This window comes from Phytobacter massiliensis JC163 (assembly GCF_000321045.1).
In the GTDB taxonomy this organism is placed as follows: Bacteria; Pseudomonadota; Gammaproteobacteria; order Enterobacterales; family Enterobacteriaceae; genus Phytobacter_A; species Phytobacter_A massiliensis.
On sequence record NZ_HE578945.1, the window covers coordinates 694,894 to 713,099 of the forward strand.

Genomic DNA, 18,206 nt, shown 5'->3' on the forward strand with positions numbered 1-18,206 from the left:
CAGGCTCAGCGGCTCAGGCGACGCATACGTTCAGACGGCGTGATGATGTCGGTAATACGCACGCCGTATTTGTCGGCAACCACCACCACTTCCCCCTGCGCGATAAGATAACCGTTGATCAGGATATCCAGCGGTTCGCCCGCCAGGCCGTCAAGGGCCACCACCGAGCCTTGCGTCAGGCGCAGCAGCTCTTTGATGGTCATCCGGGTACGCCCCAGCTCAACCGTCAGCTTGACCGGAATATCCATAATCAGATCGATATCCTGCAGGCTGCCGCTGACATCACCACCGCCTAACTGCTGGAACACGGCGTCGGCCGCGCTCTTGCCGGAGGTGTTTTTCTGTTCGTTTAACGCGTCAGCCCACAGATCGTCCATTGCGCTACTGTTTTCATCGGACGGATTGTTCATATCACTCATTTGGGCTGTTCCTCATTCAGCGAATTCAAAATCGGGTTTATCAAATGCTCGACACGCAGGGCGTACTGACCATTTAGCGTGCCATACTGGCTGGTGAGTACAGGCACTCCGTCCACATGGGCGATGATGCGATCGGGTTTTTCGATCGGCAGCACATCGCCGGGCTTAAGCTTAAGAATCTGCGACAGGCGCAGGGAAATATCGGCAAAGTTAGCAATCAGCTCCAGCTCCGAGTGCTGCACCTGGCGTACCAGGTTATCGCGCCAGTTCTGGTCCTCGCTGCGGGAGTTCTCCAGCGGCGGGTTAACCAGCACTTCGCGCAGCGGCTCAATCATGCTGAAGGGCAGGCAGATATTAAATTCGCCCGTCAGGTTGCCAATCTCAACGTGAAACGGCGTATTCACCACAATGTCGTTAGGCGAAGTGGTGATATTGGTAAATTTAACCTGCATCTCCGAACGCACATATTCGACGTCCAACGGATGAATCGCCTTCCACGCGTCGCTGTAGCCTTCCAGCGCCAGTTTCAGCATCCGGTTGATAACCCGCTGTTCGGTATGGGTGAACTCGCGGCCTTCCACTTTGGTCGGGAAACGACCGTCGCCGCCGAACAGGTTGTCTACCGCGATAAATACCAGGCTTGGCGAGAAGACGAACAGCCCTGTACCGCGCAGCGGTTTCAGATGGATCAGGTTTAAGTTAGTCGGCACCGGCAGGTTGCGCGCAAATTCATGGTAAGGCTGAATGCGAATCGCCCCGACGGTAATGTCCGGGCTGCGACGCAGCAGGTTAAACAGCCCCATACGAAACTGGCGGGCAAAACGCTCATTGATGATCTCCAGCGCCTGCAGACGCTCGCGAACCACGCGGCGCTGGGTATTGGGGTCATAAGGACGAATGTCGCTGTCGCCGCCCGTTCCAGGCTTCGGATCGTCGCTGGTTTCGCTGTCGCCGTTAAGCAGCGCATCGATTTCGGCTTGTGAAAGAATGCTATCGCCCATGTCTTTACCGCAGAATGAAAGCTGTATAAAGAACGTCAGTGACTTCCTGCTTCGGCTGGCCGACCACTAACGGTGTCGCGATAACCTCTTTGATCGCCGCAGCAAGCTTCTGCTTACCTTCGTCAGTTGCGAGCGCAGAGGCATCCTGGCGTGAGAACAGCAGCAGTAAACGGCTGCGCACTTCCGGCAGGTATTCACTCAGTCTGGCACGCGTGGCGTCATCTTTCAGGCGCAGCGTAATGCCGATATAAAGCACGCGATCGGCATCGCCCAGGTTGACGGTAAAGGTATCGAGCGCAAAGAAGACCGGCGCGGGCGGCGGAGGCGGCGCTTCGGCTTCGGCTTTCGCATCGCCAGCCGGGTGCTGCTGCATGCGCCAGTAGCTGTAACCCGCGGTAGCGCAGGCGGCGAGGGTGATTAACACCAGTAGCGGGATCCAGATAGAGCGCTTGCGTTTTTTTGTAATGGCGGTGTCAGTCATCTGATACGGTCTTCCTGTTAGGTACGACTTATAGGCTGATTATCCCGTGTCCTGCGCCCGTCAAAGGGCGGAAAAGACGGGAATAATCATGCTACCTCTGGCGTTTAGGCAAAGATGTCGACCGCGCCATCGCCCCGGCTCAGGGATTGCAGGCTTGCAGGGGCCAGCAGCGGCTCGTCGTCATCATGGCTGTTTTGGCCGTTGCCGCCCGAGCGGGAGGCGTGCTGCTGCTGGGAGGAGGCGTTTTGCTGCCCGGCGAAGCTTTCGCTACTGATGTTGCTCTGGCCAAGCTGAATGCCGCTTTCGGCAAGAGAGTTGCGCAGTACCGGCAGCGCCGCTTCCAGCGCCTGACGAACGTGGCTGTGCGGCGAAACCATCTGCAGCTGCGCCATGTTGTCGTCAATCTTGAGGGAGATTTGCACCTGGCCCAGATCTTCCGGGTGGAGATGCAACTCCGCGCTCTGCTGTCCCTGACGGGTAAAGAGCGTGACGTGCTGGCTTAACGACTGCTGCCACTCCTGGCTGCCGAGAGGCGCGCTGATCGCGGCGGCGGCAACCGGCGCGCTGGCCTGAGCAGCCGAAGCGTTGCTGATAACCGGCGCGGCGCTCAGGGTAGTGTTTACCGTTTGCGCCGCATTGTCGCTGTCCTGACGCGCGGCAAGCTGACTGATGAACGGCGCGCTCTGGGCGTCATTCAACGCGGGCGTCATGGCGTCTGTTTTTTGCGCGGCCGCGGGCGTCAGGCTGGCGATATCGTGCGGGGTCTGCGCACGGGTGGCAGCCCCTGCCACACCGGCAACAGAAGAGGCGGCGGGCGCGGCGTTGCCCGGCGCAAGCTGCGCCGCCTGCTGATGAGGCAGCATGGCCATTAATGCGCTCAGCCCTGCCAGCGCTTCGCTCTCGGTGCTGGTTTCGTCGTAGGTATCCTGCTTATCCAGCGCCGCCAGCATCCCGTTTTTTATTTCCGGGGTGAGGGGCGTCAGGCCCGATAACAGGGTTTGCAGAGGCGTACTGTTCAGGCCTGGGGCAGTATCGCTTTCCCCCGACTGGCGCGCCAGCAGGTCAGCCAGCTTTTGCGCTGGCGTCTGTGCGTCGTCTGGGGCGAGGGCGCGCAGGTTTTTCAGCGCTTTGCCGCTGGCGTCCTGCAGATCCGCCAGCGAGAGCGGCGCTTCGCCGTTCGCCGTGACGGCATTCTCACCCAGCGCGCCCGCCAGCAGGGCAAGAAAATCCTGCGCCGAATCGGCGGTTTTTGCCCGTTTGCGCCGGGGCGCTGGCATCCACATCCGTCGTAAGCAATTTTTGCAAGGTGATCATTCTGTTTTCCTCAGGGACGCGCGCTGGGCGAACTCATCCATTTTCTTTTGATCGAGACGGTTTTCCGCCAGTAACGCCGCGGCGTTTTGTCTCTCCTGCAAGGTCTGCCATGCCTGCAGACGCTGCTTTTTCTCACGCCAGCAGTTAAGCGCGGTGTCCACTTTCTGGTTCCACTGCATTAGCTGCTGGCGGTGCTGTTCGATTGCCTTTTCCAGCGTCTGAATAAACTGCTGGTAGTTCTGCCAGCGTTGTGCGCCGATACCCTGGCTCATATCGCTGTTCAGGTTATTGCGATATTCATGCTGGTAGTCCATCAGCATTTTTAACTGCTCTTCGGCCTGCTGGCAGCCGCGACGCATCTCGCCTAATTTCAGAGCGGCGTCGTCTACCTCTTTCGCTGCCAAATCCTTTAGCGTGGTTAATGCGCTGTTTTGCGTCATGGCAGTTGCCCTCCCACTTCTCAGACGTTAGGGAAGATAAGTTCGAGCGCCTGCATGGAATCTTCCCATCCGGCGCGTTCAAAAATGCCCTGCTGTAAAAAGGCTTCAAGCTGCGGCCACAACGCGATGGCTTTATCCAGCATCGGGTCGCTCCCACGGGCATAGGCCCCAACGCTTACCAGGTCGCGGTTGCGCTGGAAGCTCGACAGCAATTGCTTGAAGTTTCTGACTCTGGCGTAATGGTGTTCTGTGATCAGCGCCGTCATGGCGCGGCTGATAGAGGCTTCAATATCAATAGCCGGATAGTGCCCGGCCTCCGCCAGCCGCCGCGACAGCACGATATGGCCGTCGAGGATCGCTCGCGCCGAGTCGGCTATCGGATCCTGCTGGTCGTCCCCTTCGGTAAGCACCGTATAAAAGGCGGTGATAGATCCGCCGCCGCTGATGCCATTACCGGCGCGCTCGACCAGCGCAGGCAGCTTGGCGAACACAGAAGGCGGGTAGCCTTTGGTGGCGGGCGGCTCGCCGATAGCCAGCGCGATTTCACGCTGCGCCATGGCGTAGCGGGTCAGGGAGTCCATGATCAGCAGCACATGCTGGCCGCGATCGCGGAAATCTTCGGCGATGCGCGTGGCGTAAGCCGCTCCCTGCATACGCAACAGCGGCGAGACGTCCGCCGGGGCGGCGATCACCACCGAGCGCGCGCGTCCGTCGGCGCCGAGAATATTCTCGATAAAATCTTTAACTTCGCGGCCACGCTCGCCGATAAGCCCGACGACGATAACATCCGCCTGGGTGTATCGGGCCATCATGCCCAGCAGGACGCTTTTACCCACGCCGGAGCCGGCGAACAGCCCCATACGCTGGCCGCGCCCGACGGTAAGCAGAGCGTTAATGGCGCGCACGCCGGTGTCCAGCACATGCTCAATCGGCGTGCGCTGCAGCGGGTTGAAGGGCTGGGTTATCAGCGCGCCGGTTTCCCCGGTATCCGGGGCGGGCAGGCCGTCGAGCGGTTTGCCGCCCCCGTCCAGAACGCGGCCCAGCAGGGCAGGGCCGAGGGGAAGCTGTTTGCCGCTTTGCAAACCGTCTCCCGTCAGATTTTTGGCGTACACCCGCGCGCCGGGGAGAATGCCTTCCACCTCTTCGAGAGGCATCAGGAACAGGCGCTGGCCGTTAAAGCCCACCACTTCGCTCTCTACTTCGCGGGTTTCGTGACCGTCCTGACGCTCAATCACGCAGGTGGCCCCCAGCGGCAGTTGCAGGCCCGTCGCTTCCAGCACCAGGCCGGTGGCGCGGGTCAGGCGGCCATAGCGGCGCACCGACGGCAGCTGCGCCATACGGGTTTCAAAATTATCCAGCGAGGTAAGCCAGCGGGTGAGACGGGCGGTCATCAGACGACTCCCGGAGCCGCCAGGCGGCACAGTTCCTGCCAGCGCGTCGCCACGCTGGCGTCGAGATCGCCTTCGTCGGCGGAGACTTTACAGCCTCCCGGATGCAGGGTCGGGTCGCCGCGCAGCCGCCAGCCGTGCAGGCTCAGGGTCGCGCCCAGCATCTCTTCCACCCGCTGCAGGTCGTCCGGGTGAACGCGCAACTGCGGTTTCCCGCTGAACAGCGGCTCCTGCTGCAACAGCAATTGAATCTGTTTAATCAGGGCGGTGTTGTCGACGCACGGCGTCTGGCCGATCACCTGGCGCGCGGCTTCCAGCGCCATCTGCATCAGGCGGGAGGCGATCACGCTGTCGAGGGCGTCAAGGGTATATTGAAATTCGCTGACCAGCTGCTGCATGCGGGCATGCAGCGGCGCCTGCTGCTGACGGGCCTGGTTGAGGCCGTTTTCCAGCCCCTGCGCCAGCCCTTCCTGGTAACCCTGCTCCTGGCCTTTCTGTCGACCTTCGGCAAGGCCCGCGTTATAGCCAGCCTCGTGAGCCTGCATTTGTAGCTGCGCGAGCTGCTGCTGGCGCAGCTGCTCGGCGGAAACGGTCTCTTCCGGCTGTTCGTCGTCCTCTTCGCCTGCGCTTGCGCTAAAAGCAGGGGCGAACTCCGGTACCGGCACGGCCAGGTCATCGGGTTTCCAGACCTTCCACGGCAGCTCGTTAGACATAGGTATCCTCGCCGCTGCCAATTACCATCTCGCCGGTTTCCGCCAGACGACGAACAATAAGCAGGATGGCTTTCTGTTCGTTCTCCACCTGAGACAGACGTACCGGGCCACGGTTGGCAAGGTCGTCGCGCAGGATATCCGCCGCACGCTGGGACATGTTGCGCAGGAACTTGTCGCGCAGCGGCGCTTCGGCCCCTTTGAGGGCGATAAGCAGGGATTCGGAGTCCACTTCCTGCAGCAGGCGCTGGATGCTGCGGTCGTCCACTTCGACCAGGTTTTCGAACAGGAACATCTCGTCGATAATTTTCTGCGCCAGCTCGCCGTCGAATTCGCGCACTGCGGTAATGACCGCCTCTTCCTGCTGCGTTTTCATCAGGTTGATAATTTCCGCCGCGGTTCTTACGCCGCCCATTTTGCTGCGTTTGAGGTTCTGGCCGTCGAGCAGGTTGTTGAGCACTTCGGTCAGTTCCGCCAGCGCGGCAGGCTGAACGCCGCCGAAGGTGGCGATACGCAGCATCACATCGTGACGCATACGCTCGTCGAACAGGGCGAGAATATCGGCCGCCTGCGAGCGCTTGAGGTGCACAAGAATGGTGGCGATGATCTGCGGGTGCTCGTCGCGGATAAGGTCGGCGGCGCTTTGCGGCTCCATAAAGTTGAGCGTTTCGATGCCGCTGGTGGTATCGCGGGTTTCCAGAATATCTTCCAGCAGGCTGGCGGCGCGCTCTTCGCCCAGCGCTTTGACCAGCACCGTGCGCAGGTAGTCGTTGGCGTTGATATTGAGCGCCGCGAACTGTTCCGCCTCGGATTCGAACTCCTGCAGCACTTCCATCAGCTGTTTATTGGAGATCTGCCGCACGCTGGCCATCGCCGTACTCAGGTGCTGAACTTCACGGGCGGAAAGGTGTTTAAATACCTCTGCCGCGCGGTCTTCGCCAATGGTCATCAGCAGGATGACGCTTTTATCGGTGCCGGTAAGGGTTGAATTATTGCTCATGTTCGTTGCTCATCCACTGGCGAATGACCAGCGCCACTACGCGCGGATCGTTGTCTGACATTTCACGAATACGCTGGCTCATCACTTCCGCGCCAAGGCGCTGGTTGCTACGACGCTGCTGGATCTGCTCGTCTTTACTCAGGCGAACTTCCACTGACTCTTCAATTTCGGCGCGCGCGGCCTGCGCCTCTTTGACGGCTTTCGCCTCTTCCTGGCGGCGTACCAGCTGCGGACGCACCGCTTTACGCCACAGGAGCCAGGCGACAATCAGCACCAGCAGCCAGCGGCCGGCAGAGATGAGCTGGTCGATAAAGGCCTGCTGCTGCCAGAACGGGAGCTGGCCGCCCACATCGTCGGTCATGTTGAACGGGGAGTTGACCACGTTCAGGGTGTCGCCGCGCTTGTCGGAATAGCCCATCGCTTCGCGGGTCAGATCCTCAATCTGCTTGATCTGCTCTGCGGACAGCGCTTCGGTTTTGCCATCCGCCAGGGTGCGGTAATTGACCACCACCGCAACGGAGAGGCGCTCCACGTCGCCAACGTTCATTTTGGTATGGCGGATGGTACGGTCTACTTCGTAGTTGGCCGTTTCGTTACGCGTGGTATTCCGCGGCCCGGACGTAGTCGCCGTGGACGTAGTCTGCTGTGCGTTCTGGTTTTGATTCTGATTCTGCTGGTTGGCAGGCGGGTTGGTAATCGGCGCCGCGTTGGCCGGAGCAGGCTGATTAGAGAGCGCGCCGGGCACGCCGCCGGGATAAGCGCCGCCAATCTGCTCGCTTTCATTCGTCTGGCGCGAACGCAGCACCGCCCTGGAGGCGTCGCCGTTGGGCTGATACTGCTCATCCGTCTGTTCTTTGCTGGCAAAATCGATCTGCGCGGTGACCTGGGCATGGACGTTGCCGTTGCCGACGATAGGCGCCAGAATGGCTTCGATACGGCGCTGCACGCGGCCTTCGACGTCGGCGGCGTATTTCAGCTGCGCATCATTGAGATCGCGCCCGGCGGTGCCGGACTGGGTAAGCAGGCGACCGGTCTGATCGACAATGGTGACGTTGCCCGGCGGCAGACCCGCCACCGCGCTGGAAACCAGGTGCACGACCGCGGCAATCTGGCCGTCATCCATTGCCCGTCCGGCCTGCAGGTTTACGGTTACCGACGCGGTCGGGGATTTTTGTTCACGCACGAACAGGGACGGTTTTGGCATGGCGAGATGCACGCGGGCGCTTTTTACCGGACCGAGCGTCTCAATGGTGCGCGCCAGTTCGCCTTCCAGCGCGCGCTGGTAGTTAACCTGCTCGCTGAACTGGCTGATGCCGAACTTTTCCTGATCGAGTAATTCAAAGCCGACGGCGCCGCCTTTTGGCAGCCCAAGCTGCGCCAGGCGCAGGCGCAATTCCTGCACTTTCTCTGCGGGCACTTCAATCGCGCCGCCGGTATCAGTGACGCGGTAGGGGATATTCATCTGGGTCAGCTGCGTGACAATCGCACCGCCGTCCTGATCGGAAAGGTTGCTATAAAGGGTGCGGTAGTCCGGGCTTTTCGCCCACAGCACCATGGCAACGATGACCGCAACTGCCGCAGCGGCAGCAACGATTAACGGAATCCGTGGGTTCGCGCGTAAGCGGTTAATCCACTCCTGAGATTTGTTTTGTGGTGCAGCAGTTGCAGTCGCACTCATTGCGCACCTCGTAACTCAGTGTGAATGTTGTTATATGAGTAGTGAAGCAAAACAGACTCCCGGATCGGCAAACTCGACATTTGTCCATTAACATGGCCCTGCCATTATTTGACGATTCGGAATTTTCTATGCCTCAAATAACCTGGTTTTTTATCGTTATTTACCGCCATTATCTTATTGACGAACTGGTAACCTTCTCCGGGTATCAAACCATCCGGGAACAGATCCATGGCAATTCAGGGCATCGAAAGCGTTGTCAGCCAGCTGCAGGCAACGGCAGGACTGGCGAAAAATCAAAGCGTTGACACTACTCAGAGCGTAAGTTTCGCCGGTCAGCTACACGCGGCGCTGGATCGTATCAGCGATACGCAAAACGCGGCACGCACGCAGGCGGAAAAATTCACCCTCGGCGAGCCGGGCGTTGCATTAAATGATGTGATGACCGACCTGCAGAAATCCTCCATCTCGTTGCAGATGGGGATTCAGGTGCGCAACAAGCTGGTGGCGGCCTATCAGGACGTGATGAATATGCAGGTGTAGGGATTTGATCACTACGCGCTGGCGCGGTTGCGGACTTTATGCCGCGCCGCGCTTTTTTATTTCTGCAACAACATGATTTTCTGGAGACAGCGCGGGATTAGTGCCACACTCAGTGAGTCATGTTAAGCAGGAAAGATGATGAAAAAACAACTGATTTTCGGCGCGGCGCTGCTGTTAAGCGGCTGCGCGCAGATTGATAATTACGCGTCAGTGGTCCGCCATCCGGCGCCGGCCTCTCTGGCGGGCAACTGGCAGTCGGTGGGGCCGCAGAGCGAACTGGTCAGCCCGGAGGCTATTGCCAGCCTGATCGTGACGCCGGAAGGAGATACGCTGGACTGCCGCCAGTGGCAGCGGGTTATTGCCGTACCCGGCAAACTGACGCTGCGCGGCGATGATTACTATAATGTGACCGAACAGCGCGACAGCTATCAACTGGAGCGCGAAGGGCAGACGCTGGAATATGACGGCATGACCCTTCGCCGGGTGGATAAACCGACCGCGGAATGCGCCGACGCGCTGGCGAAAAAGAAGCAGGTCGGTACTAAACTTTAACCCAGGCGCTGAGGGCTGCCCCTCGGCGCGCTGTCAGAGCGCCTCTTCGATTACCCAAACGCTGACGCTGCCGCCGTGGCAAGAGAATGTGCCGTCGCCGTTTTCATCGGTCACCACCTGTTCGTCGCGGTTGCCCAGAAAATCGCGCCAGCGTTTGTTGGCGTAATTCTCGCCGAGCGTCAGCCGCTTTTCACCCTCATCGCCGTTGGACATCACCACCACGCATCCGGGGTTTTCTTCCGTGCCGCTGCGGCTAAAGGCAATGCAGTTGGGATGATCGAACCACAGCGTCTGCACGCCGTGGGCGAAGCGTTGACGGGCGATTAACAGCAGGTCCAGCTTATCGATAACCGGCATATCAATACGGTACGTTTCACCATCGCCGCCGGTATCCTCATAGCTCGCGCCGAACAGGTCCGGGTAAAAGACCGACGGTACGCCATTCTCCCGCAGCAGAATCAGCGCATAGGCCAGCGGCTTGAACCACGGCTCTACCGGCGCTTCCAGCGCCTGCAGCGGCTGGGTATCATGGTTGGCCACCAGCGTTACCGCATGGAACGGGTCGGCTTCTACCAGCGTGCCGGTAAAGATTTCCCGCATATCGTAGTCGCGCCCCTGCTGGGACGCCTCGTGAAATTTCATATGCAGCGGGGCGTCGAACAGCATCGATTTGCCATCTACCTGCGCCAGATACTGCTGCAGTTTTTCAACATCGTGAGACCAGTATTCCGCAACGATGAACAGCGGCTTCGGGGCGACTTCCTGCACATGGTCAATCCAGGCTTTATAGAACCACGCGGGAATATGTTTCACCGCATCAAGCCGGAAGCCGTCGCAGTGGGTTTGTTCCATCACCCACCGCGCCCAATATTTGATCTCCTCGGTCACCGCCCGGTTACGAAAATCGATATTCGCGCCCATCAGGTAATCGAAATTCCCCATCTCGTCATCAACCTGATCGTTCCAGCCGTCGCCGGTGTAATCATTAACGATCTTGAAAACGCCGTCCTCTTCCGGGTTTTCAATATGGTCGATACCGCTAAAGCATTTGAAATCCCAGATGAACTTAGAGTACTGGCCGTTACGGGCAGGGAAGGTGTAGCGCGTCCAGGCCTCGCAGTCGATAACCGCCTCATCAATCTGCGTGCGGTCATGTTCCACGACCCGATTGACGCGTATCGCCTCTTTCTCGTCGGCACCCATTTTGTGGTTAACCACCACGTCAAGCAGGACGGCGATCTCCGCCTTCTGCAGCGCGTCGATGGCGCTCAGGAGCTGACTTTTATCGCCATATTTTGTCGCGACCGATCCTTTTTGATCGAACTCGCCAAGATCAAACAGATCGTAGCTGTCGTAGCCGACCGAGTATCCGCCCGACGCGCCTTTACTGGCTGGCGGCAGCCAGACCATATTGATGCCCATCTCGTTGAAGCTGGCGGCGCGCTCGCTGAGTTCCGGCCACAGTTTTCCGCCGTCAGGGTAATACCAGTGAAATGCTTGCAATAAGGTGGGGTTTTTCATCGTCCTTGCTCCAGAAGCCGTTTCGTTGACTTCTGGAGTATGGATGAGAAACATAAAAATGGAGGTTACCGGTTTAAATTATTTGGCATTAATACCTTGCCGGAGAGATTGCCGTAAGCGGCGGTGACCGAGTGCTGCTTGCCCGTTTGATCAATCAGGCCGCGCAGCTCTTCCATCCGCTGCTGTAGCAGCACCTTTAATTCGGCTTCGTTGGAGAGCACCAGGCTCAACAGTTCTTTCGCCTGCTGAGTCTGCTGTTTATTACCAGGGGAGATGGGATTATGGGCGATGCTTTCGACAAGCTGCACATAATTCACCTCCTGTTCGATCAGTTCATCCCATTTACCTGAATGGGCGAGATTTAGCATGGTAGTGCTGAGAGCATGCAGCGCATGCCAGTCGGTAAGAGATGGGATGAAATTAGTCATCAACGCATGTCCTGATGAGTAGAAGCCGATGAGCCGATTTGTTTCCACGCGTCGGCGATATTATTCAGCAATCCCTCGACTTCGATGATGCCTTCTACGTCGTTATGCAAATTTGCCAGTAACAAACGGCGCACCATATAGTCATAAAGCGATGCCAGATTTTGGGAAAGATCCCCTTCAACATCCATATCCAGTCCTGCTTTAAGTCCGTTATCAATAATGCTAATCGCGCGGGAAAGCGCTTCGCCTTTTGCAACAAGATCCCCTTGTTCGAGGAACAGGCGCGCACGGACAAGGGCACTGTGTGCCCCGTCAAAAAGCATGACAATAAGCTGATGTGGGCTTGCACTCATCACTGCGCTTTCCAGCCCAACTTTTTGGTAAGAAAGAGCACCACTTTGGCTATACATATCAAATCCTTAACTGCTCGAAGAACTAAACTGTTGCGCTAAATAGGTTGAGGTACTGTTCATTTTGGTCACCAGACTATCAAGCGCGGTAAACTGCGCCTTATAACGCGCCATTGTCGCTTCGATGGTCGCCTGCATGGCGGTATAACGTTTATCCAGCGTTTTGATCGTCGCGTTGATGCCATCCTGCGCATTCTGGATAACCCCTTCGCTACCCGTGGAGGTGCTCAGCATCTTGGTCAGCGTATTATTCATTGAGGTGGCAAGACCGGTGGTTTTGCCGTCACCAATGAAATAGGCCTGCACCGCCTCCGGGTTTTTGGTCAGCGCGTCAGACAGCTTGGTCTCATCTATTTTCAGGTTCCCCGTGGAGCCATCAGCACCCACATCGGGATCTTGCGTAATGCCAAACTGGGCCATGATGGCGTAGGCGCCCGACTGAACTTCTGTCAGCTGCCCGCGAAGCTGCGCCTGCACGGAGCGCACGGTGCTGTCGCCAATCAGCGCGCCGTTGCTGTTTGACTGACTGTCTGCGCCCGCGTCGACGGCCACGTATTTGGTCACGCTGGCAATGGTGGATTGCAGCGAGTTGTAGGCGGTAACCCAGTTTTTAACGGCCTGCGTCGTCGAATCGGTAGAGCGGGTCACATCTAACGCTTCGTCGGCGGTGCTTTTTGATTTCAGCGTCAACGTGACGCCGGTCAGGGCATCCGAAATCGTGTTGCTTGAGCGCTCAATCATAATGCCATTGACTGAGACGCGGGCATTCTGTGACGGTGTTTGTATGCTTAACGCGCTGCTGGTGCTGTCGTGGCCGATTTTCTGCTGCAGCGTGTCGTCGCCAGTAACCGTTACGGTCATATCGCCGCTGGTGCCGGTGGATTTAGAGGTTAACAGCAGGCGGAAGTCGCCATCATCTGCTTTGATAACCGTAGCCGCGACGTTACCGCCCGCTTTATTAATCGCGCTGGCGATGCCGTTTAACGTCGTGTCTGAATCCGACAGGGTAATGGTCAACGGATCTTTGGTGCCGGGCTGGGTAATGGTCAGTTTCCGGGTGCCGTCTGCCGTCGTTCCGCCAAGCTGCGTTGTGCTGCTGCTAAGGCTAGAGGACATCAGCACCTGGGCTTTCGCCACCTGATCAACATTCACTGTGTAAGAGCCGACGGTCGCGTCGCTGGATGTTGTCGCCGAAAAGGCGGTATTGGTGCTGCTAACAGATGTCGCGTTCCATGTCGCTGTCTTACCAAGGGCAGCGGTCGCGGTTTGCAGATTGGTCAGCGCGCTTTGTAACTTACCGTAGGCGCTCAACTGAGCGGTATAGGTGGTTTTCTGGTTCGAAATCGCCGTCAGCTTGGTATTTTCCGCCGTTTCGAGGTTAGCGTACAGCGAAGCCAATGGCAGGCCAGAGCCGACCCCTAAATTACTCGTATCAACAGTAGCCATGTCTGAATTCCTTGCGTCTTGGATAGAACTTGACTCTCTATCGGCACCAGTTGAGAAAAGTTTACACATTGAGCGAAAAAATAATCGACAGAAAAGCGCAGGCAGTTAGCGGTAAATAGGCGGATTGCGCACCGCTTTATTGCCGGTAAATAAAGGTGAAAATAGAAGGTAGCGAGGGGTTTACTATTTTAATATCTTAAATTTCAGTAAGTTAAAACTTTTTCACGATTATTTCTAAAGTCCTTTGAAGATGCGCCGATACCCTTGTTGACGGTGAGAGACGCCGTAAGTGGTAGGCACCGAACCTAAATCAATTTTTGAAGGAAAGCTATTATGGCAGTTATCAATACTAACCTGTTGTCCCTGACTACTCAGAACAACCTGAACAAATCTCAGTCTGCCCTGGGCACTGCTATCGAGCGTCTGTCCTCCGGTCTGCGTATCAACAGCGCAAAAGATGATGCGGCTGGTCAGGCAATCTCCAACCGTTTCACCGCAAACATCAAAGGCCTGACTCAGGCTGCGCGTAACGCTAACGACGGTATCTCCATCGCGCAGACCGCTGAAGGTTCTCTGAACGAAATCAACAACAACCTGCAGCGTATCCGTGAACTGGCCGTACAGGCGCAGAACGGTACCAACTCTGGTTCTGACATCGACTCCATCCAGTCTGAAGTTAACCAGCGTCTGCAGGAAATCAACCGTGTTGCCAGCCAGACTCAGTTCAACGGCATCAACATCCTGGGCAGCACTGCGGCAACCACTATCTCTATCCAGGTTGGCGCTAACGATGGCCAGACCATCGGTATCTCCATCAGCGGCAACACCGGCTGGAACAAACTGACTACTGCTTCTAACGGCGCGACCAACAGCGTTGTGACTACTCGTAGCGTACAGCAGGCTGGTTTCGACGTTCTGTCCAGCAGCGTTCTGGCATCTGTTGATGCTGCACTGAAAGCTGTTGATACTCAGCGTTCCGACCTGGGTGCGATTCAGAACCGTTTCGAATCCACCATCTCTAACCTGAACAACACCGTGACTAACCTGTCCGCAGCGCAGTCTCGTATTCAGGATGCAGACTACGCGACCGAAGTTTCCAACATGAGCCGCGCGCAGATTCTGCAGCAGGCTGGTACTTCTGTACTGTCTCAGGCTAACCAGGTTCCGCAGACCGTTCTGTCTCTGCTGCGTTAATCTTAAGCCAGACCATTACCTGAACTATCGCCCGCGGGCGATAGTTTTTTTGTTTAAAAAGCCTGCCATTTTTGCTTCGCCAATCACCTAAACAAAGCACCATTCCACAGGGTTTTCCCGCCATCGATTGACCTTTGCGCTGCTACGATGCTCACAGTTGCGGATCCCTCTCCGCCTTGCTTGTGAAGTGACGCGTCCTCCTTCTGTGCAGGTCAGCGCGTCAGTCAATTTGCCCGGTTCCAGAGGTGTCCTGATCTCCTGATAATGGATCTCTATTGTGAAAGATATGTACATTTCTTCACGCCGGATGGTATCTCATCTCGGCGCTATGTCGGCGACTTACGGCGTTTCTGGCGCGGCGCCAGCCCGTGCACGCATTCTGGAACTGGGATGTGGACAAGCCGAAACATTGCTGACTCATGCGTTGAGCTGGCCTGAAAGCGAGTGCATAGGGATCGATTTAGAACCGCAGGCTATTGAGCACGCCGAACAGCGCCGCCAGCAGCTGGGCGTGGAAAACGTGGCGCTGTATGCCCTTGGGCTGGATGTTCTCGTTGAGAGCGAGCCCGGAGAGTTCGATTACATTATCATCAACGGGATTTTCAGCCTGCTGCCTGAGTCAGAACGCGCGGCGCTGCTCTCGTTTGCGAAACGCTGCCTTGCGACCAGGGGCGTGGTGGCCTTGCGCTGGAACTGTTTACCCGGCAGCCGCGACGCGAAAACGCTGCAGGATGCGATCGCGCTCCATAGCGCAGAAGCGACGGATGAAGAGGCAACCCTGAGCTCGGCGCGGGCAATGCTGGTTTACCTGGAGCTTACCGGCCAGAAAGGGAGAGAGAACGCGGTTCTCAATGCCGCGACCGGGGCGGCGGACAATGAATTTATGCTGCGTTATGTGCATAACTTTAACGATGCCGTCTACCTGGTGGATTTCAACCAGCAGCTCACTGAACTCGGTTTTCAGTACGTTGGCGATGTGAATGCGCAAAGTGAACTGGCGGCGTGGCATGGGGAAAAAGTCGCCGAAGCGCACGGTGCGATTATTCCAGGTAAGGGGAAACTGCTTTCTCAACAGTACCTTGATTTTGCCGTTAATCGCGCCGAGCGTTTTAGCCTGCTCATTCCCGCGGACAGCGAGGTGACCCTAAGCGAGCTTCCCACGGCTGGAGCGGTTAAAGCGTTGCAGTGGGCAGGCTGCTTTAAACGCTTTATTTCGGAGAGTGGCGATATTGCCAACGCCCACGTCAACAGGGCAGGGCAGTGTTACCCTTCGGAAGACCCGCTGATCCTAAGCATAATGGATGTGATTGGCGATGCCTGGCCGTTCAGCCTCTCTTTTGAGCAAATCGTTCAAAATACCCTGCTGCCGGAAGACCCCGATTCGCATCGTGAAAAAGTGCAGGCGGCGCTGGAAACGCTTTTCGCCGGACGTCGGGAGGGGCTGCTGTTCAGCTATGGCCCTTGCGCGTATAACCTACAAAACTCGGCCACCCTTATGCCGGTGCCCGGGCTGCTTGCTGCGGTTGCCCGTGATGAGAAAAAGCGCGGTTTTAACCTTTGGGGAGAGGCCATTGCGCTTACCGCAGAGGAAATCGCTTTTCTTGAAGGCGGAGTCACTGTCACGGATGCCGCGAGTGCAGGCCTGGTGCTGACGCTGCGCGACAAAGGGGCGCTTTGCGGTAGCTCGCGTGCGTGGAAAAAAGCGTTTCAGCAGTGCCTTAAATACGGTGATGTCGCGCTCTTAAAACAGCTCATCATGTCACTTTTACTGTTTTCAAGCAGCACCGAAATTGGCGGTTTGCTGACAGACGATGGTGTTGATACGAAACCGGTAACGCCTTCAAAAGCACAGCGCGAGAAAATCGCCACCCTTACCCAAAAAGCAAACCAGTTATTGCGTGATGGTAAAAATAATGATGTGCGTCATTTACTGGAAGAGGCGTTGGCTGCCAGCCCGGATGACGTGCAGATTCTTGTGAATATTACTGAAACCTATCTGCTCACCGCCTCCTATAAAGAGGCACAGCAAAGTATTTGTCGTTTGCTGGCGAGTCATGCCGCAAGCTGGGATTTTTATTATTACGTTGCTAATTTATTTAGTAAGACGGATACCCCATTCTATGCCGGACGTGTTGTGCGCACTATTCTCCGTAACGATCCTGCGCATGCAATATCATGGGATCTGTTAGCCTGCCTCTATCGCGATTACGGAACCACGGATTTCAGCCTGATCTGCGCAAAAAAAGCGGCTGGCCTGCAGCCCAATAATAGTCATTTTCTGACTAACCTCGGCACTCTGCTCAGTGAAAAGCAGCAAATGGGCGAAGCGTTAAGATATTTGAAAAAAGCGGTCGATCTCTCTAACAACCATTTTGGTTATTTCAGTAATTATCTCTTTGTACTGACGCACGACCCTGCGACCTCACCGGAAAAGTTATATCACGAACATCTTATCTATGGCGATAACGTGGATCTCTGGGCGAAAAAAGTCGGCGTCAGGAAAACCTGGAAGGGCAGTCGTGAAGCAAACCGAAAACTCCGTGTTGGCTTTATTTCCGGAGACTTTGTGCGCCACCCGGTTAGCAATTTCTTTATTCCTTTCTGGGATGCGATGAACCGCGATCGTTTTGACCTCGTGGGATACCATGCTTGTCCTACCCGAGACGATGTCACCGATTATCTGGAAAAATCTTCTTTCCTGTGGCGCGATATTGTCAGCATCAGCGACCCTGAGCTGGCCCAGCAAATCTATGACGATGAAATTGATATTCTTATCGATTTGTCAGGGCATACCACCCACTGTCGGTTGCCGATGTTCGGCTTACGTCCTGCGCCCATACAAATGACCTGGATCGGCTATCCGGGCACAACCGGTATGAAAACGATAGATTATCGTATCCTGCCGGACACGATAAAACATGTCCCCAATATTCAGGCGCAGTTCAGCGAAAATATTCTTTATGTGCCGATGGAGAAAACCTTTGAGCCGTGGGCAGAGAGTCCGGACGTTAGCGCACTGCCTGCGCTTAAAAATGGCTATATAACCTTCGGCAGTTTTAACCGACCCAAGAAACTCAATAATCAGGTGCTGAGGCTCTGGGCCTCTATTCTGGTCCGTTTACCCTCGGCAAAACTACTGATTGGTTTTATGGATGACCCGGATATTATGGCATGGGTGAAAGAGGAAATGGCAAGCCACGGCGTTAATGACTCGCAGCTTATTCTGCGTGCCAGAATGCCCATGGCCGACTACCTCGCCGAACATCATCATGTGGATATTATGCTCGACGCATTCCCCTATACCGGCGGCACGACAACTAACCATGCTGCGTGGATGGGGGTGCCGACTTTATCACTGCTGGGTAAAACAATCGCTGGCTGTCAGGGCCTCGATATTATGTATACCTATGGGCTGGAGCAATTTGTCGCTTTTGATGAGTCTGAATATTTTGCTAAGGCTGTGTACTGGGCTGAGCACGCTGAGGAATTAAGTCAAATTCGCGCCAGCATGCGCAGCAAAATTCCTACCCAACACGCTGCCGGATTTAACGTTGCAGAAACGTTTGAAACTGGCTTACGAATGGCCTGGGAAATCTATTGTCGCGGTGAAGCTCCGCGTCCATTTGCTGTCGAAAAATAGCGTTTGTCAGCCCTGTTCAATACGTTAGCAGGGCCAGACTCATA

Annotated in this window: 16 protein-coding genes and 1 pseudogene; 4 read left to right on the forward strand and 13 right to left on the reverse strand. The window is 56.5% G+C overall.

Features of this window, described 5'->3' with window-relative positions; translation table 11 throughout:
• Positions 1 to 5: 5 nt before the first annotated feature.
• The 9 genes and pseudogenes from fliN to fliF form a co-directional block, all read right to left on the reverse strand.
• Positions 6 to 419 (reverse strand): flagellar motor switch protein FliN, encoded by a 414-nt coding sequence (gene fliN, locus ENTHG_RS03530; RefSeq protein ID WP_044173470.1) that lies wholly within the window; start codon positions 417 to 419, stop codon positions 6 to 8.
• Positions 416 to 1,420 carry a flagellar motor switch protein FliM gene (fliM, locus tag ENTHG_RS03535; protein WP_044173472.1) on the reverse strand — a complete coding sequence of 335 codons (1,005 nt, stop codon included), beginning with the start codon at positions 1,418 to 1,420 and terminating at the stop codon, positions 416 to 418. The genes fliN and fliM overlap by 4 nt, the downstream gene beginning before the upstream one ends.
• A 4-nt stretch (positions 1,421 to 1,424) precedes the next feature.
• Positions 1,425 to 1,901 (reverse strand): flagellar basal body-associated protein FliL, encoded by a 477-nt coding sequence (fliL, locus tag ENTHG_RS03540; protein WP_044173474.1) that lies wholly within the window; start codon positions 1,899 to 1,901, stop codon positions 1,425 to 1,427.
• A gap of 104 nt (positions 1,902 to 2,005) precedes the next feature.
• Positions 2,006 to 3,215: pseudogene (gene fliK / locus ENTHG_RS03545) on the reverse strand (flagellar hook length control protein FliK).
• Positions 3,212 to 3,655, reverse strand: a complete 444-nt coding sequence (gene fliJ / locus ENTHG_RS03550; protein WP_044173476.1) for a flagellar export protein FliJ — start codon at positions 3,653 to 3,655, stop codon at positions 3,212 to 3,214. Before fliJ ends, fliK begins: the two are co-directional and overlap by 4 nt.
• A gap of 20 nt (positions 3,656 to 3,675) precedes the next feature.
• Positions 3,676 to 5,046, reverse strand: coding sequence for a flagellar protein export ATPase FliI (fliI, locus tag ENTHG_RS03555; RefSeq protein ID WP_044173479.1), 1,371 nt, complete (start codon positions 5,044 to 5,046; stop codon positions 3,676 to 3,678).
• A complete protein-coding gene (gene fliH, locus ENTHG_RS03560) occupies positions 5,046 to 5,756 on the reverse strand; it encodes a flagellar assembly protein FliH (RefSeq protein WP_044173486.1) in 711 nt (236 codons plus the stop codon). Before fliH ends, fliI begins: the two co-directional genes overlap by 1 nt.
• The gene (gene fliG / locus ENTHG_RS03565) at positions 5,749 to 6,753 is read right to left on the reverse strand and encodes a flagellar motor switch protein FliG (RefSeq protein WP_044173488.1); all 1,005 of its coding nucleotides are present in this window, start codon (positions 6,751 to 6,753) and stop codon (positions 5,749 to 5,751) included. The genes fliH and fliG overlap by 8 nt, the downstream gene beginning before the upstream one ends.
• Positions 6,743 to 8,431 carry a flagellar basal-body MS-ring/collar protein FliF gene (gene fliF, locus ENTHG_RS03570; protein ID WP_044173491.1) on the reverse strand — a complete coding sequence of 563 codons (1,689 nt, stop codon included), beginning with the start codon at positions 8,429 to 8,431 and terminating at the stop codon, positions 6,743 to 6,745. The genes fliG and fliF overlap by 11 nt, the downstream gene beginning before the upstream one ends.
• 228 nt (positions 8,432 to 8,659) lie before the next feature.
• Between fliF and fliE the strand changes: the two genes are divergently transcribed.
• Both fliE and yedD read left to right on the forward strand, forming a co-directional pair.
• Positions 8,660 to 8,971, forward strand: coding sequence for a flagellar hook-basal body complex protein FliE (fliE, locus tag ENTHG_RS03575; protein WP_044173496.1), 312 nt, complete (start codon positions 8,660 to 8,662; stop codon positions 8,969 to 8,971).
• 138 nt (positions 8,972 to 9,109) lie between these two features.
• Complete coding sequence (yedD, locus tag ENTHG_RS03580; RefSeq protein WP_044173498.1) at positions 9,110 to 9,523, forward strand: lipoprotein YedD; 414 nt, start codon at positions 9,110 to 9,112, stop codon at positions 9,521 to 9,523.
• A 33-nt stretch (positions 9,524 to 9,556) separates the two neighbouring features.
• Here yedD and amyA read toward each other — a convergent pair whose 3' ends face one another.
• The 4 genes from amyA to fliD all read right to left on the reverse strand — a co-directional run bounded on the left by amyA (position 9,557) and on the right by fliD (position 13,328).
• Complete coding sequence (amyA, locus tag ENTHG_RS03585; RefSeq protein WP_044173501.1) at positions 9,557 to 11,044, reverse strand: alpha-amylase; 1,488 nt, start codon at positions 11,042 to 11,044, stop codon at positions 9,557 to 9,559.
• A gap of 65 nt (positions 11,045 to 11,109) precedes the next feature.
• A complete protein-coding gene (fliT, locus tag ENTHG_RS03590) occupies positions 11,110 to 11,472 on the reverse strand; it encodes a flagella biosynthesis regulatory protein FliT (RefSeq protein WP_044173511.1) in 363 nt (120 codons plus the stop codon).
• On the reverse strand, positions 11,472 to 11,882 hold the full coding sequence (gene fliS / locus ENTHG_RS03595) for a flagellar export chaperone FliS (RefSeq protein WP_044173513.1): 411 nt from the start codon (positions 11,880 to 11,882) through the stop codon (positions 11,472 to 11,474). The genes fliT and fliS overlap by 1 nt, the downstream gene beginning before the upstream one ends.
• 9 nt (positions 11,883 to 11,891) lie before the next feature.
• Positions 11,892 to 13,328 (reverse strand): flagellar filament capping protein FliD, encoded by a 1,437-nt coding sequence (gene fliD, locus ENTHG_RS03600; protein ID WP_044173515.1) that lies wholly within the window; start codon positions 13,326 to 13,328, stop codon positions 11,892 to 11,894.
• Positions 13,329 to 13,661: 333 nt separating this feature from the next.
• On the opposite strand from fliD, the gene ENTHG_RS03605 reads away from it, so the two are divergent.
• Both ENTHG_RS03605 and ENTHG_RS03610 read left to right on the forward strand, forming a co-directional pair.
• Positions 13,662 to 14,522 carry a flagellin N-terminal helical domain-containing protein gene (locus ENTHG_RS03605; RefSeq protein WP_044173518.1) on the forward strand — a complete coding sequence of 287 codons (861 nt, stop codon included), beginning with the start codon at positions 13,662 to 13,664 and terminating at the stop codon, positions 14,520 to 14,522.
• 286 nt (positions 14,523 to 14,808) lie between these two features.
• Positions 14,809 to 18,162 (forward strand): bifunctional class I SAM-dependent methyltransferase/glycosyltransferase, encoded by a 3,354-nt coding sequence (locus ENTHG_RS03610; RefSeq protein ID WP_237567470.1) that lies wholly within the window; start codon positions 14,809 to 14,811, stop codon positions 18,160 to 18,162.
• The last annotated feature ends 44 nt before the right edge of the window (positions 18,163 to 18,206 follow it).

Bases quoted from the DNA above. Each gene is read 5' to 3' on its own strand.
- fliN (WP_044173470.1), bottom strand. From the start codon at position 419: ATGAGTGATATGAACAATCCGTCCGATGAAAACAGTAGCGCAATGGAC.
- fliM (WP_044173472.1), bottom strand. From the start codon at position 1,420: ATGGGCGATAGCATTCTTTCACAAGCCGAAATCGATGCGCTGCTTAAC.
- fliL (WP_044173474.1), bottom strand. From the start codon at position 1,901: ATGACTGACACCGCCATTACAAAAAAACGCAAGCGCTCTATCTGGATC.
- fliJ (WP_044173476.1), bottom strand. From the start codon at position 3,655: ATGACGCAAAACAGCGCATTAACCACGCTAAAGGATTTGGCAGCGAAA.
- fliI (WP_044173479.1), bottom strand. From the start codon at position 5,046: ATGACCGCCCGTCTCACCCGCTGGCTTACCTCGCTGGATAATTTTGAA.
- fliH (WP_044173486.1), bottom strand. From the start codon at position 5,756: ATGTCTAACGAGCTGCCGTGGAAGGTCTGGAAACCCGATGACCTGGCC.
- fliG (WP_044173488.1), bottom strand. From the start codon at position 6,753: ATGAGCAATAATTCAACCCTTACCGGCACCGATAAAAGCGTCATCCTG.
- fliF (WP_044173491.1), bottom strand. From the start codon at position 8,431: ATGAGTGCGACTGCAACTGCTGCACCACAAAACAAATCTCAGGAGTGG.
- fliE (WP_044173496.1), top strand. From the start codon at position 8,660: ATGGCAATTCAGGGCATCGAAAGCGTTGTCAGCCAGCTGCAGGCAACG.
- yedD (WP_044173498.1), top strand. From the start codon at position 9,110: ATGAAAAAACAACTGATTTTCGGCGCGGCGCTGCTGTTAAGCGGCTGC.
- amyA (WP_044173501.1), bottom strand. From the start codon at position 11,044: ATGAAAAACCCCACCTTATTGCAAGCATTTCACTGGTATTACCCTGAC.
- fliT (WP_044173511.1), bottom strand. From the start codon at position 11,472: ATGACTAATTTCATCCCATCTCTTACCGACTGGCATGCGCTGCATGCT.
- fliS (WP_044173513.1), bottom strand. From the start codon at position 11,882: ATGTATAGCCAAAGTGGTGCTCTTTCTTACCAAAAAGTTGGGCTGGAA.
- fliD (WP_044173515.1), bottom strand. From the start codon at position 13,328: ATGGCTACTGTTGATACGAGTAATTTAGGGGTCGGCTCTGGCCTGCCA.
- ENTHG_RS03605 (WP_044173518.1), top strand. From the start codon at position 13,662: ATGGCAGTTATCAATACTAACCTGTTGTCCCTGACTACTCAGAACAAC.
- ENTHG_RS03610 (WP_237567470.1), top strand. From the start codon at position 14,809: ATGTACATTTCTTCACGCCGGATGGTATCTCATCTCGGCGCTATGTCG.